Annotated in this window: 9 protein-coding genes; 4 read left to right on the plus strand and 5 right to left on the minus strand. The window is 47.4% G+C overall.

The features are described from left to right. Positions 1–978: 978 nt before the first annotated feature. Complete coding sequence (locus RJ53_RS04825) at positions 979–2,370, minus strand: PemB family protein (RefSeq protein WP_211530491.1); 1,392 nt, start codon at positions 2,368–2,370, stop codon at positions 979–981. Between the two features lie 269 nt (positions 2,371–2,639). Here RJ53_RS04825 and RJ53_RS04830 point away from each other — a divergent pair, with 269 nt between their 5' ends. From RJ53_RS04830 to RJ53_RS04840, 3 genes are read left to right on the plus strand one after another with little or no spacing between them, the layout of a single operon-like run. Beyond that, positions 2,640–3,629: an SDR family NAD(P)-dependent oxidoreductase gene (locus RJ53_RS04830; protein ID WP_211530492.1), complete on the plus strand. Its 990-nt coding sequence runs from the start codon at positions 2,640–2,642 to the stop codon at positions 3,627–3,629. Positions 3,630–3,638: 9 nt separating this feature from the next. Next, positions 3,639–4,343: a nucleotidyltransferase family protein gene (locus tag RJ53_RS04835; protein ID WP_211530493.1), complete on the plus strand. Its 705-nt coding sequence runs from the start codon at positions 3,639–3,641 to the stop codon at positions 4,341–4,343. Beyond that, positions 4,340–5,257, plus strand: a complete 918-nt coding sequence (locus tag RJ53_RS04840) for an NAD-dependent epimerase/dehydratase family protein (protein ID WP_211530494.1) — start codon at positions 4,340–4,342, stop codon at positions 5,255–5,257. Before RJ53_RS04835 ends, RJ53_RS04840 begins: the two co-directional genes overlap by 4 nt. Before the next feature lie 259 nt (positions 5,258–5,516). Here the strand turns inward: RJ53_RS04840 and RJ53_RS04845 are convergent, their stop codons facing one another. Further along, entirely contained in the window at positions 5,517–6,728 is a 1,212-nt protein-coding gene (locus RJ53_RS04845) for a hypothetical protein (protein WP_211530495.1), read from the minus strand. A 147-nt stretch (positions 6,729–6,875) separates the two neighbouring features. On the opposite strand from RJ53_RS04845, the gene RJ53_RS04850 reads away from it, so the two are divergent. After that, positions 6,876–8,345 carry a hypothetical protein gene (locus RJ53_RS04850; protein WP_211530496.1) on the plus strand — a complete coding sequence of 490 codons (1,470 nt, stop codon included), beginning with the start codon at positions 6,876–6,878 and terminating at the stop codon, positions 8,343–8,345. Here RJ53_RS04850 and RJ53_RS04855 read toward each other — a convergent pair whose 3' ends face one another. The 3 genes from RJ53_RS04855 to RJ53_RS04865 form a co-directional block, all read right to left on the minus strand. Beyond that, the gene (locus tag RJ53_RS04855; protein WP_211530497.1) at positions 8,346–9,122 is read right to left on the minus strand and encodes a dockerin type I repeat-containing protein; all 777 of its coding nucleotides are present in this window, start codon (positions 9,120–9,122) and stop codon (positions 8,346–8,348) included. It lies immediately after the preceding gene. 108 nt (positions 9,123–9,230) lie between these two features. Beyond that, positions 9,231–12,344: a cohesin domain-containing protein gene (locus tag RJ53_RS04860; protein ID WP_211530498.1), complete on the minus strand. Its 3,114-nt coding sequence runs from the start codon at positions 12,342–12,344 to the stop codon at positions 9,231–9,233. A 71-nt stretch (positions 12,345–12,415) separates the two neighbouring features. After that, entirely contained in the window at positions 12,416–13,120 is a 705-nt protein-coding gene (locus RJ53_RS04865) for a hypothetical protein (RefSeq protein ID WP_211530499.1), read from the minus strand. Positions 13,121–13,134: the final 14 nt, after the last annotated feature.

The raw sequence follows: 13,134 nt of genomic DNA on the forward strand, positions 1-13,134 counted from the left end.
ACCGGGGGCCACATAATCCGCTGATTGTTTGGCACTCTCGCTGCTGTCACTTGCCGCGACAATAATCGTTGCAGCCGCAGCCAGCTGCACGATACTGAAGATCACTACCAGCACTATCAACAGTCTGGTGACATGTGTTCGTTTCATTAGATTCTTTTTTGTATATACTACATTATAAACTTATCTCTTTTAAAAAAACTATATTTTAGCTAGCTTTTAATTTTTTATTGTAATATTACGACTATTTTAACATTTAAGTAGTAATTTATGAAGGCATCTCACGTCACCCCTGACTAACGTTGTAAGATGTTTCTTGCTTGTAATAAATGAGAACAAAAATCAATTTTTTCTAGATTTTATTGAAGAAAACCATTTTATTTCCAATCCTCATATCAATCTCACATTGAGGGTGACGCAGATTTTGTTGTAGTAGGATCTTTATAATCCATAATATTATTACATTATTCTTCCTTCAAGATCCATAAACGTAATCAGCACCAAAAATTTTTAAACGAATTTTAGATTTTTTTTCTAAAATAAAGACCATAAATGTCAATAAAGTTTAGTAAACAATTTTTTTCCAGTGAATCCTGGAAAATGTAGTTCGTGTGCGTGCCGCATGGTAAAAATGAATGTGGATTATAGAGTTTAAGAGTTTTTAGAGTATATTTATTCAAAATATATTAATTTTCAGACCTTTAAAATTAATAATCTTTAAATATCATTAATATATTATAATCTCAAATCCAATAAGGATAAAAAAACAAAATAACCGGAGATCCGCTTCAGGATTGTATGGGAGCTATGACCCGGCCACTCAGATATACTATTGAAGGTCCAAAATCATCTTTTTCTTATCTGGTTAAAACACGAAGAAATCATATCGAGGTAACGTTCCATTCATATCTATCAGAGAAATCCTATCATAATTTCCCTTATCAGCATTAATTCCTGCCAATTGGAGTGAAAATTTTTTATTTATGCCTGAGAAGTAATAATCCTGGCATTGACAAAGTCAATCTTCGCTCCATATACTGAGATATTATCAATGAAAACGAATGTTCCTTCAACAACATTATTGATACCGAATTCATATCCATCGATTTTTGAATTTTTTATTATAATCCCAGAAGGATTACTAACTCCCTCTGTTATTGTAATACCGGATGTATTCATTGACATTGTTTCAGAATAGATATTAACCCCATCAATAACAACATCTATGGGATCTCCACTGTGGAAGTGAATCGGGTATACCTGGTTGACTAAGCTGGTTCCAGTGATCCTGGTACCGGATGGATCAACGGGCATTGCCATTGCAACTCCCATCCATGAATCCGTATCACGAGAGTTTTCGATATGGAACCCACCGCCATAGGTGAGGAAGCCATAACGATTATTTTCAGACGTACAATTGATCAGGTGCATATCATCACTTACCATGAAGCCTGCACCAAATATCGTTCGCTCATCTGTTTGTTTCCCTTTTTGATCGTTATTCCGGCTGACACAGTCGATGTACGTTACATTCTGTTTAATAGCCGGGAGGAATTGTCCATTGAAAGTCTTGGGGTTTTCAACATGGAATCCCGATTCCCAGTTTCCTTCTGCGGTACAATTGATTGCAACAAGATCAACAAGGTTGTTATTTTCGGCAAATAAGAACCCCGTAACCCACGGATTGTACCTGCTCTCCCGTCCACAATTAATCGCAACACAATCAATAAATCGTGTATTAATTATGTCCAGATATGAACCACCTGCATTCAGAACGAATCCTGTTGACCCGGCATCATACACTTTACAGTTGTTAAATTCAATATTCTCGATATTTTTATTATACCCGGGTAACGAACCTCCATGAACATAAAAGACCCCTTCAATGCTCGAGTCGCCTATGCCGGTGACGTTCCTGACGGTGACGTGGCCAACACGAATCGTGACGACCCCCTTATAGGGATAACTATAATTCTCCCCGGATACATGGAAGTCTCTCAGTGTTACACCTTCATTGATAACACTGAGGTGCGCGTCATTCTTTACAAATTTTATAAATGTCTTCGTTTCTCCCTCGCCGCGTAGCGTTGTCAATTCTTTCGGCCTTATACTTCTTTCACAGATATACGTACCTTCCATCAGGAGCACTTCTCCACCTGACGAGGGTACAGCGTTTAATGCTTCCTGAATAGTCAGGTGATCATTGACACCGGGGGCCACATAATCCGCCGATTGTTTGGCACTCTCGCTGCTGTCACTTGCAGCGACAATTATTATTTCTGCATGTTCCGGTTGATTATCATTAGATATATCAATAAAAAAGTTATATATAAAAATCATAATCAGCATTAGAACCGTAAGATGCACCTTCATCTTTACGGAATATATAGTTATCATATATAATAGATTTGTTTCAGCTTAGTGTCGTCATCTGATATGCTCGTTCGCTTGTATTGTTTTATAATGATATGATATCAATTTGTGAGAGAATTAATAATACTATAATAAAATTTATAATTATATAATTGCTATATGCCAGTACCTGAAAATTAATCAAATGATGAATAAAATAACTATTACATACAAATAAATATGTAAAAGTTATAATAAAAAGCATCTGATAGATTTGAGGCGATGACTTCATGAATTGGAATAATAAAAATGTATTGGTTACTGGTGCCGGAGGATTCATTGGGAGCCATCTGGTTGATGAACTGGTTCGAAGAGGGGCAGATGTCACCGCATTTCTCCATTACAATGCAAGGAATGATTGGGGGATGCTTGATGATCGATATAATGAAAATGATGATCGGGTCTCAGTCGTTATGGGGGATGTGACGGACGGCTTTGCAGTTTCTCATGCGATCGAGGGTCAGGATATTGTATTTCACTTAGCGGCATTGATTGGCATTCCATACTCATACATCGCTCCAGAATCGTATATTAATACAAACGTCATGGGAACACTCAATGTCCTTGAGGCCTGCCGCAGACATGATGTCGGAAAGATAGTGCATACCTCCACAAGTGAGGTATATGGTACTGCACAATATACTCCAATAAATGAAAAACATCCACTGCATGGGCAATCACCGTATTCTGCAAGTAAAATTGCCGCTGATAAGATTGCAGAATCATATTATTGCTCATTCAGCCTCCCGGTCGCAACGCTGCGACCTTTCAATACTTTTGGTCCACGGCAGTCAAATCGCGCAGTCATTCCGACCATAATAACTCAGGCACTGACATCCGACAGAATCAGTTTGGGTTCACTCACACCAGTACGTGATCTGACCTATGTTTCAGATACCGTCCAGGCATTCCTCCGAATGGCTGAATGTGATTCTGCAGTAGGATTGACAATTAATGCTGGCAATGGCAAGGGGATTACGATTGGCGAACTAGCAGCTAAGATAGTCACTCAAATCAATCCCGAAGCCCAAATAATTAACAATGATGAGCGGATCCGCCCTGAAAAAAGTGAAGTGAGAGTTCTCGTCTGTGATAATTCTGCTGCTGAAGAGATTCTTGGTTGGAAGCCATCCATATCACTTGACGAGGGGCTCAGAAAGACGGTGGACTGGATGAAAGAACATATCACATCCTATAAACCGGGGATGTATTCAGTCTGAGGCATTATCATGCAGGCAGTTATTCTTGCAGGAGGCCGGGGAAGGCGCCTATACCCGTACACAACAGTACTACCAAAACCGCTGATGCCAATTGGAGACATCCCAATCCTTGAAGTGATCCTCCATCAGTTAGAAAAATATGGTTTTGATGACATTATTATTTCCACCGGGTACCTCCACAGTCTTATTCGGGCATACCTTGGGGGGACATCACATCCAGGACTTTCAATCAGGTACAGCCATGAGGAGGAGCCTCTTGGGACAATAGCACCTCTCCATCTGATACAGAATCTCGAAGAAACATTTCTCGTTATGAACGGGGACCTCCTGACAAATCTGAACTATCGGCAGCTTATCGATTTTCATAAAGAAAAAAATGCAATTGCAACGATAGCAACCTACGCAAGGGATACAAAAATTGATTTTGGTATACTTGAACACGATGTTGATGGCCGAATCAATAAATTCTGGGAGAAGCCGGTGTATCACTTTGAGGTGAGTATGGGAGTGTATGTGTTAGAGCGTGAGATTCTGAATATGATTCCCAAGAATCCACCCTTTGGATTTGACGACCTTATGTATACGTTAACAGATAGGAAAGATCCAGTCTATAGTTATCCATTTGATGGTTATTGGCTTGATATTGGAAGACCAGACGATTATGAGCGAGCCATCGTCGAATTTGAGGAGATGAAGGAGATTTTCCTGAAATGAATGTTCTCATTACCGGAGCGTCCGGCTTTACGGGTTTCTATTTAATCAGGCACCTTCTCTCACATAACGAGGGGGTTAATCATATCTGGGGGCTTAGCCGTCGGTTACCTCTGAAGTCTCATGCCGGATTTACCGCAGTTCGTCTGGATCTCAGCAATAAAAAGGAAGTTGAGGATAAAATCGATGAGATCAAACCGGATGCGATTATTCACCTTGCCGGTCAGAATCATGGAGATCTACCTGATCTCATGTACGCAAACGTTGTCAATACCGGTTGGCTTCTCGATGCGGTACGAAAGAATGCGCCAGAATCACGGGTTCTTGTCATCGGCTCCTCAGCAGAATATGGGTATGCAGGTAATAAACTGATTTCTGAAGACACCCCCCTTCAGCCGACTGGGGTTTATGGAGTCACCAAGGTAGCCCAGGACATCCTCGCGCTTCAATATTACCGTGCCTATAATCTCAAAGTGTCAGTTGCCCGCCCATTTAATCTGATTGGGCCTGGGCAGCCGGATACCTTCATCTGTGGTAAGCTTGTGAAACAGGCGCTAGAAATCAGAGCAGGTAAAAGAATATGTTTCGAATGTGCAGGGGGAAACACACGCCGGGATTTTATTGATGTTCGCGATGTGGTAGATGCATACTGGAAACTTATCTCTCACCCACACTTCACTGATCGGATTGCCGGAAATACATTCAATATCGGTTCCGGAAGTAGCTATTCCATTTCTGAACTAATTCATATCATGTCAGAAATTTTAGGCAAGACATGGCCATGCATAATGGGGGAGATGGAAAATGAACTTATTCCCAGCCAAATCACAGATATAACCCGTTTAACAAGTGAAATCGAATGGAAACCCTCCTTCACGATTCATCAGTCAATAAAAGATATGATGGAAACAATATAACAGTCTAACAATTGTTACAAAATCTAATCTTTGAATTTTTAAGCAAGAGAACTGCTCCTTTTCCCGAGAACATCTGACCCGATTGTTCCAATATGGCATCCATTCCTCAGCCAGTCGCGGAAGGGCCATCGGCAGCAATAACGGATGAGGGTACTCGTACAGACAGGCGATTAGATAATCCAAGAATTTAGGCAAAAGATGAAAGGAGAGAAGGATTTTGTGCTTTTGATAGCGCCATCCCCCCTCTCAAAAAAAGTGTTTATCCCCTCTTCCGCACACCCATCAGAAGGAGCCCCGCAACCCCTGTAGTAAGGATTGCGACAAGGCCTCCTGCAGACTTCTCAGCCGCAGGCGCCTCGGTCGGGGGGACCTCATTCAGCGGAGCATCGGAGGTCACCGGCGGGGTTGCCGGCCCCTCTGTCACAACCGGGGCAGGATCATCAGAGTGATAACTCATCATCGCATACTGGCCGCCCCCGGAGATCTCCACAACCAGGGAGGAGCCCTCAACCCGTGATGGAACGATAGTCCATCCACCATCCCTGTATGCAGCGATGAACGGTGTGCCGGCATCCCCATCCATCACAAACGAGAGGCGGGCAGGGGGCTGGAAGGAGATACCTGTCGGGGAGATGATATATGAACCGGATAAAGCGATCCAGTCGGCCGGGATATTAACCGGTTCGGACTGGATGATCCGGATGTCATCCGGGGAGGCCCAGGTCACCGATGAAGCCACAGTCTGAAGCCATACAATCCCGTCAAGTGAACTGACAGAGACCTGGTCGACAGGGACAGGCGTTGTTGTGCCACCTGAGCTTCCGGAACTACCACCGGTTGGTGGTGCTGTCGTCGGCGTGGGGGTGACCGTCGGTGTCCCGATGGTAATCTGCTGGTTCATCGCTTCACTCCCATCCACCAGGACGATGATCCGGGCCGATCCGTCCGAGATACCTTCCAGCCCAAAGGTGATCGATCCTGCATCAGGTCCCTTCTTGGTGCCGGAGAGTTCAAGCATCATATCGACATAATCGGAACCATCAACCGGCTTTCCGAACGCCTTGAGGACCTCGATGGTGCCCGACGGGATAGCATCAAGGCTCTGGGTGATCCGCACCTCTCCGGTCTGCGTCCGCTGGGTCATCCGCTTGATGGTATCACCATCAGATGCCTCAAGGCCAGCTTCGGTCACCGGAGAAGCAAGGAGAAGGACACGCGGACTTTCCATCCCGAACGGTACACTTACCTGGTTGGACTGGTAGGTGAATGTTGACGCTCCATCAAGCTCGATGGCAGCCTCCATCCTGAGCGCAAAGATACTGCCATCCTGGAGTCCTGAGATCCCGATGGTGATCGTATCCCCTTCCTCAATCTGCTCCGGGCTGATCGTGACCGAGACTGCTGAAGCCTGGGCAACAAGAGCGAGAAGGAGAAGGCATACTGTAAAAACAGTGATTCTATATTGTCTCATATCATCACGTACCTGAGATTTTGATCGCACGCTATCTAATCTTTCCGGTAGATCTCCTGTATACAAAGAGAGGCTTCCGTTCTCTCCGGGTTTTTTGGATGGTATGCATACCTTAACGATTCATGCCATACAGAATATATAATACGTATGAAGCAGAGGGTCAGGCATTACTATCATGGCATCGGAACCATCAGAGAGGAGCGTGGTGCCGAAACACTCGTTTCGTTTGATAACGGGGAGTCTCTCCGGGTATACACCATGACCCTCACTCCCATCAGGGATGAGAAGACAGAGACTGCCATCTCCCAGCCTCCCGACCAGGACACCCATCCCCACGCTATCCCACCCGAAGAGGCGAAGACAGACACCCTCCTCTTCACCAGGGATACTGCATACAAAGAAGAGACATCCCCGGCGACTGAAAAGAAAACCTCAGGAAAGAAGGGGAGAACGATCCCCCCTCAGGTACCAGAGACGAACAGGAATGACACCTATCTCACGATGATCGTGCTGATCATCGGTATCATCTTCATATCCGCGGTGATCATCACCACCACCCCGGAACCACCGGAGGAGATCCCGATCACCAATAGTAACAGTGCCATCAACCAGAGCCAGCCGGCGGTCTGGGGGATGCTTGAGGACTACTTCGGCAGATCCGTGATCGTCATCAATGCAACACCAAATCTGCCACCGGAAGCGCCGGATGATACGGCCGACCCTGTGATTGAGTACGACGATGAGCTCTTTATTCAGACGATAACCGCAGGTGCCGTCCCCCTCACCATCATCAGCATGCATACCATCATCGCCATCGATCAGTCAAACGCACAGATCCTTGCCCAGAACATCGAGAGCCTGCAGACAATCGCCGGTGAGAACTTCGGAAAGGTCAGTAAAATGAGGGTCTCCAGGGGGCAGATCGAGCGGAAAGAAGACTTCCAGCATGCAATGCTCGAGTTCATCTCTGCCTCCTCGTATCTGCGGCGTGGACTCCCGGCCTCAGATAGTGAGAGGCGGGAAGCACTGAATTACCTGGCAACAGGAACCGAGCGGCTTGATGCCGCCCTCCGCGATATCAATCTCGATATCGAGAGCCTTACTGAAAGGGACCTCTATGCGGTTGAATTATCGACACTCAGCGCACCGACAAAACCTGATGATCTCCTCGCTCTTGGAACACCATTCATCTACAAGGATGCCACAGAGAGTAACGAGATCTCGATCTACCCAAGGTACGCACGCCGGCAGACGACAATCTGGTATGATGATGCTGCGGGAACCGGGCACCTCACCGCCGGTGAGGGAAAGACCTTCATGATAATCCTCATTCAGGTGACACACCGAGGAAACCTTGATGGACGGCGGTATACCATCCAGACACCACAACCTGCTGCATTCACCCTTCATGGCGGCGGGGAAACATTCACCCCTGTGCAGACGGTCGCACATACGTCGCTTGGGGAAATGTACCGGCCATTCACACTAAACAGGAAGGAGAGTCGCCAGAGCTCTATACTCTTCGAGGTGCCATACAGCCTGAGCCCGCTTGATGCTCATCTCTCGATTAATCTTGGATCAACCTGGGGAACGCCGGCATGGGATCTGAAAGAATAATCATAGGGAAGATATCTTCCCGACATAATACCAGGCGATCATCGCGGCATCAGCAGAGTCGACGACAGAATCTCCATTGAAATCTACTCCCAGGTCAGCAGGCTCAAGGCCGACTGCCATATAGGCGACCCGTGAGACATCCCCGATATCAACACGTCCATTGCCATTGAAGTCGCCCCGGAGATGCTGCTGGCCAACGGTGATCCGGGTTGATGTCACCTCATCCCCATCAACCGTGATGGACGCATCGATCGTTCCGGCAGTGATACCAGAGAGGGCGAAGCTGATGGCAGCCTGATCCGGACCTTCCTTGACACCCTGAATCTGAAGCATCAGGGTAAGATGTTCTCCTCCATCGGCTGTTATCCCGCTGATGACAAGTTCCTCGATTGATCCTGCCTGGAGTGACTCCATCCGCTGGAGGATGGTCACAACGCCGGTCTGGCTGTTCTGGATGATACTCTTTTCAGCACCACCTTCCACGACCACCAGTCCCGCACGGGTCACCGGTTCGGCACGCAGCCGGATCTCAGCACCGGTGAGGGTATAGGGAATGGTCATCTCCCTGGCGGAGAGAGCAAATTCCTGGTCCGTGATCGGGATGCCGATGGCGAGCTCTACTGTAAGGGCACTCCCATCTTCGAGATCATCGATCGCGATGGTGATGGTATCTCCTTCTTCAATATGATCAGGAGAGATGGCAACCGAGACCGCCCCTGCGCAGAGAGGAAGAAGAGCCAGGCAGAATGATATGATAAGCAGCGTAATGCGGTTCATACCAAACAGATTCGTCATCCGATCATATGGTAGATGCGGTTTGGAGTCAGAGAAGAACGTCCGAACGTATCAGATGAGACGGAAATACCCCCAATAAAAAAAAGGTTGTTAGTTGTTTTTGTTATAGTAGTATGCCCCGCCTGCGATCAGGAGCAGGAGAACGATACCGATGATCACGTAGGTCCATGGGAACTCGGATGGCTCCGGAGCGACCGGAACATCCGGTGTCGTCGGAACATCCGGTGTGACAACCGGGGTCGGGGTTGGTGTGACGATGACAGACGGTGCTTCAGTGTCAGCAAAGAGTGCAAAGATACTGAAGTGGGTGATCGATGCGGTGATCGTCCGTGTTTCCGGATTCACCGTCGTCGGAACATTCTCCCAGACACCAGCTTCTGCATTATACCATTTCACAACGAGGAAGTCAGGGTTCTGATCTGCCTCGGCCATTGCTGCATTCCATTGCGCCTCGGTGAGCTCAAACGCAAGCCTGATCGATGGTGAGAATGTTGCGCCTGCAGGTCCAAGGGTAACCGCATGTCCGGCAAATGAGAAGGCTGCACCGGATGGTACTGCCGGTACATCTCCGGCTGCAAGATCATCGATGGTCACTTCTGAGAGCGGAGCTCCGTTCCTGTCAAGTGCGACGACATTGCGGTTCAGGTAGACTTTTGCAGCTTTCGAGGAGGAATCGACGATATAGGACTGGAGCAGCTGACCAAGAGAGTTGGTCAGGAGTGACCCTGTCCCGACAGTCTCAACAGGACGTGGAGCACTTGAGCCGCCACCACCACTTGGACCCGGGGCCGGGGTTGGAGTCGGGGTTGGAGTAACAGTTGTCAGGGTAACCTGCTTCGTTCCATAGGATGTCAGGTACCCGTTATTCTCCACGATCATGTGAACAGTATAGGTGCCCGTCAGGAGACCGGTGGTGTCAACATCGAGCGTCTTTGAATTTGTGGTTGTTGCTGCATTTCCGTATCCTTCGGATATCCAGACATTCGCCTGGGAAATGAGCTTCTTAACGCTCTGGTTGCCATCGCCGATGAGATAGACACTATCAAGCGATCCTGTACCGAGGGTTGTCAGATCGATGGTGACGTTTCCGGTGTAGGTTGAACCCTCACGAATGAGGAGACCCGCAATGTTCTGTGGAACTGCTGCTCCACCCCAGTTGACAACGACGGGGTTGCCGATGAGATAGCTGTCAGCAGTTGTGGTAAACTGGGAAGCTTCTTCGGTAATGATGAACGGTGTTGCCGAGATCAATGATATACGCTCATCCGGACCATCAAGGCACATCGCAACAATTGAATACTCGCCGGGTCCGAGGTCACTGACTTGAAGACCGGACGGAGCGGTGTATCCAGAATGAAGATTGACGTAGTTCTCTTTGATCATTGTGGGGAGGTCAGTATAGAAATCAAACGGTGCCTGTGTCTTGATGATAATTGCATCACCGTTATCATCGATTCTGAAGATAGCATAGCCTTGAGGGCCATACATGACAACCTTGTCCTTGGAGAGCATCGCCTCGATGGTATCCTTGGATGCGGAGGCTGAACCACTGCGAAGAATCTCGTCAATGAGCGTGCTGTTTGCCTTTCCGATAAGGATGGCGGCTTTATCGATATTTGGAACCGAGGCAGTGAAGGTCAGGGTCCCTGTCGGATCGATGTAGTAGGAGACACCCTGCGGAATCGTGTTGGCTGCAATATCATCGTTTGCACGGTTATCGACGACGACACCCGATCCTGCTGTCATCTGCTTCTGCAGAACACCAAGGGTCGGGAGATTCATCGTTCCCGCAGCACCACCGATGGTAAATGCGCGTGCCACTGAAGGGGTGAAGTAGTTGTAGACGGCGGTCTTCGTCAGATCAAGGCCGGCAAATTCACCAGCTGTTGGTTCATCGATGTATGCGAGGTAGTTGTTGTAGATATGGAATGGTGCGCTCTGGCCGACATTTCCAGCCTCATCAACCGCATAGACGACAGCCTGCCTGTTCCCCTGTGTGTTGCCCTGTGCGACACCATAGGCCAGGTTTCCGGACGGGAACGTTGTGCTCGACGCACCGCCGATCCAGATGCTCTGTGGGTTTGCATCCGTGACAGTGTAGGCAATCGTCAGCGTCTCAAGTGCCTCGGGATAGCCATCGCCATCAGAGTCGGTGATGCCGTTGATTGTGACAACGGGTGCAATAGTATCTTTTGTGAAGGACTGGGTTCTGCTCACCTCTCCAACACCGAAGAGTGAACTGGTACCATTGACGACGATGGTATATTGTCCGTCAGCGAGTGCGCCATAGGCAGTATAGTTGAGTTCAATCGAACCTGCATCCGCACTGCTCGGTGTCAGAGTGATCTGCCCGGTTACATCGACATTGTTGATGAACATCTTCACTGTCGCGCCGGTGACCTGGACGTAGTCTGCCTTGATGACAGGCTCGGTTGCATTGGTAAATGTACCGTCAAGATTTGGATTGAAGGTAATACCTGATTCGGCAACGGTAATAGTATGGGTTCTCGTTGCCAGGTTACCTGCCATATCAGAGGCGGCAACCACAACAGTTGATGCACCCAGTGGTACATTCGACCGGGTTCCTGTGACGGTATATCCTCCGGCAACAGGTGTGATCGTCAGGTCTGAGTTTGGAATGGCCACTCCACCGACTGAGACGGTGATCGTTGCTGGATCAACACCCCCGACATCAGTAATGGTTGCAGTAACAGCAACATCCTGAGGAACGGTTGCACCATCAGCCGGGGTGGTGATGGTGATCTCCGGAGGAACGTCATCTTTTGTGGTGAATGAACCATCTACTGGAGTGTATGGGCCAACGGTCCCGGGATCACTCAGTGTTGTAATTGATACGGTTAACGGAGTCGATGATCCATCATCCTTTTCAGCCCGACAATTCAATCCGAAGAGAGAGGTTGTACCTGAAAGACTGTCTGCAGGTGAATTTGCAAATGCTGATACAGTGACAGTTCCAGGAACTGCTACATTAGGGAAGATTGACCACCCGGCAGGATTATACGTTGCATTTGCAGATGGAACAGTCATCACTGTTGGATCATATGTGATCACAATAGTGAAGGCATCCAGACTGGCCATATTCTGACCATAGATTCCAACAGATGCTGTTGTATCTTTTTGTACATCAGTAACAGTACCAGCAGCAATCTCTTGTGCTGCAGCGAGTCCGGTACATGCTGCCAATAACAAAACAGCACAGAGACTCATTATCAATAATCGACTAATAGTCATAAAACCCTCCAAGTGATATCTTACTATACTCTAACCCTCATAATTAATATTCCGATTACTATTCCAAAGATTGCGGGAACAAATGATAAAGGCGTCTGGGAAACAGGAATTTCCGATGTCCCGGTTGTCATAATCTGTTCGTTATTGATCTCGATCACCTCATCGGAGAGATTATTCTGTGAGGCATCTGGTGTTTCCGTTGCCAATTCTTCTCCTTCAGCCTGTTGAACCGGTGTCGTAGAGGGGGTGGGTAGATAGATAGTTTCAGAAACAGGCAATTCCCAGGCAACACGCTTTTCTACAGGAATTGTCGGTTGTGGAACAACAGAATCTTCAGACGGTGATTCATACACCGGGATTGTACTCTCATCTACCAATGGTTCACTCCCGACAAAAGGGATTGGATTTCTATTAAAATCATCCAATATTTCAATAGAGACCTTCGGGGAGAAACCAGCCTCAGCCTGAATACGCGCAAGTGGAACACGTGTTGACTGAACATGAGGAGTCATTGCAAATGCCGAGATTCGAACCAGACCAATCTCATTATCATACTTTGAAAAGACCTCAAATGGCTCGACCGAATTCACTTTAAAAATTGGTGTCGACAAATCGTATTCAAGCTCAACGGTATAGGCACTGATCACATACGGTTGGCTGGATGAGAATAAAAGAACATAATCTCCATCAACCGGCTCAACGGTGACATCTGCAGCGGTTACTGTCATTGTTAGAATAAGAA

Source organism: Methanocalculus chunghsingensis (assembly GCF_018132105.1).
GTDB classification, from domain to species: Archaea; Halobacteriota; Methanomicrobia; order Methanomicrobiales; family Methanocorpusculaceae; genus Methanocalculus; species Methanocalculus chunghsingensis.

Coding starts and splice junctions, on each gene's coding strand:
- RJ53_RS04865 (WP_211530499.1), bottom strand. CDS start 13,120: ATGACAGTAACCGCTGCAGATGTCACCGTTGAGCCGGTTGATGGAGAT.
- RJ53_RS04850 (WP_211530496.1), top strand. CDS start 6,876: ATGAAGCAGAGGGTCAGGCATTACTATCATGGCATCGGAACCATCAGA.
- RJ53_RS04830 (WP_211530492.1), top strand. CDS start 2,640: ATGAATTGGAATAATAAAAATGTATTGGTTACTGGTGCCGGAGGATTC.
- RJ53_RS04855 (WP_211530497.1), bottom strand. CDS start 9,122: ATGAACCGCATTACGCTGCTTATCATATCATTCTGCCTGGCTCTTCTT.
- RJ53_RS04825 (WP_211530491.1), bottom strand. CDS start 2,370: ATGAAGGTGCATCTTACGGTTCTAATGCTGATTATGATTTTTATATAT.
- RJ53_RS04845 (WP_211530495.1), bottom strand. CDS start 6,728: ATGAGACAATATAGAATCACTGTTTTTACAGTATGCCTTCTCCTTCTC.
- RJ53_RS04840 (WP_211530494.1), top strand. CDS start 4,340: ATGAATGTTCTCATTACCGGAGCGTCCGGCTTTACGGGTTTCTATTTA.
- RJ53_RS04835 (WP_211530493.1), top strand. CDS start 3,639: ATGCAGGCAGTTATTCTTGCAGGAGGCCGGGGAAGGCGCCTATACCCG.